1 protein-coding gene is annotated in these 2000 nt (G+C 44.0%); it reads left to right on the top strand.

Translation table 11 applies throughout. The features are described 5' to 3' along the window. Positions 1–592: 592 nt before the first annotated feature. On the top strand, positions 593–1828 hold the full coding sequence (locus ACFQ38_RS11435) for an IS110 family RNA-guided transposase (protein ID WP_336825699.1): 1236 nt from the start codon (positions 593–595) through the stop codon (positions 1826–1828). The last annotated feature ends 172 nt before the right edge of the window (positions 1829–2000 follow it).

Genomic DNA, 2000 nt, shown 5'->3' with positions numbered 1-2000 from the left:
CTCCTCGTATATTAGTAGTAAGAGCTCTTTCCGATAGAATTTCCAGTTGATCCGGACAGCTGGAGGCCGTCTATTGGACTCCTATAGGAAATGGATGCCTTACGGCTTCCCCACTCTTGTTTTTGTTTCAACCGCTTCACCCGATTGAACGGGGAAGCCGTAGGTATTCACTTTAATTCAATGATTTATTGCTCACAGGTGCTTACCTGTTTATTTATCATGCTTACAATTGAATAGCTGTTTGGGCGAAGGATGGAGGAGGCTCCATTTCAAGACTTCGTCCTTTTCTTTTTACCTAATTATTTCACTTTAAATTTCAGATCGGCCCATGGGACAATAGAAGCTGACAGGATTGTCTCGGGATATAGCTTTCACTCCTTGCGGACACTTAAGTGTACTGCTTAAAAAGCCTGCTACCCATGGCTCATTATTGAAGGTCTAACCACTGGTTGCGCCGTTGAATGGAAGAGAGTGTAGCGCTCGTTTTGGTCTTCCATTCTTTGAGTGCTTATGACGAGGATGACATCGATGATTCCCATGGGCACCCAGGTCTGAAACAATCTTGATTACTACTCACCAGGAGGTGATTGGCATGTCACAAATGCTTGTCGGTGTAGACGTTAGTTTACGGTCCCATCATGTCCATTTCATGAATGCGGACGGAGTCACACTCGCTGATTTTTCTGTTTCCAATGATCGAACCGGGGCTGATACCCTGATCAAACGCATGTTGGAGACAGCGGAAAAAAGTCAGTGTGCAGAGTTAAAAATCGGGATGGAAGCAACAGACCAGTACGCCTGGCACATTGCCCACTATCTCCAAGATCAGCTAAAAGGCTATGAACCTAATGTGGAGACCAAGGTGTATGTTCTGAATGCACGGAAAGTCGCACGTTTCAAAAAAGGATACGACACCTTACCGAAAAACGATAAAATCGATGCCTGGGTTATCGCAGACCACTTACGCTTTGGACGATTGCCACAGGAAATGAAAGAAGCCCATCACTATGAGGCATTACAACGCTTAACGAGAACCCGATTCCATTTCATGAAAGAAATCGGACGAAATAAAACGTATTTCTTGAATCAGCTGTTTCTAAAGTTCAGCGGTTTAAGGCAGGACAGCCCTTTCTCTAGTACCTTCGGTACTACCAGCCTCGCAGTGATAGAGGAACTGGATCCAGAAACCATCGCTGAGATGAAGCTAGAGGAACTAATCTCATTTCTTCAGGAGAAGGGAAAGAACCGCTTCACTGAGCCGGAAGAGTTGGCGAAATATCTTCAGAAACTCGCACGTTCCTCTTATCGCCTACATAAGACCATGGAGGACCCGGTGAACATCTCCCTGTCAGTCACATTAAGCACGATCCAGCACATGGAGTCACAAATTAAGAGGTTGGACAAAGAGATTGCCAAACTCATGAAAGGCATTCCACAGACCCTCACATCTGTAAAAGGAATTGGAGATGTCTTCGCAGCCGGTCTGATTGCAGAAATTGGTGATGTGAAGCGATTCAAGGATCATCATGCGCTGGCCAAATACGCTGGATTGGTCTGGAATCAGCACCAGTCAGGCGAATATGAAGCCGAAAATACAAGTCGAATGCGAACCGGTAATAAGTATTTACGTTACTATTTAATTCAAGCTGCGGAATCCATTCGTAAATATGATTCAGAATACAAGGCATTCTACACGAAGAAATACAATGAAGTTCCGAAACATAAACACAAACGTGCACTCGTCATGACCGCAAGAAAACTGGTACGGTTGGTGTATTCGCTACTACGCACCAATCAATTGTACACACCACCCGAAAGGAGAGGGTAAGACAGCCCGCTTACATCCTTTCTTTTAGCCCAAACTTCCATCTTCTTTTTTTAAAAAAACAAGAAAATGCGAGGTTTATTTGCCATACCTAAAAAACATGGATATCAGAAACTAATACAATTAAATTTCCAATTCACTCGATTTTGGTCCTTGACTTATTACCACTGGGCTT

This window comes from Sporosarcina contaminans (assembly GCF_042679045.1).
Classification (GTDB): domain Bacteria; phylum Bacillota; class Bacilli; order Bacillales_A; family Planococcaceae; genus Sporosarcina; species Sporosarcina contaminans.
The sequence above is the reverse complement of the archived record's forward strand: the minus strand, read 5'-3'. Positions and strand labels throughout refer to the sequence as shown.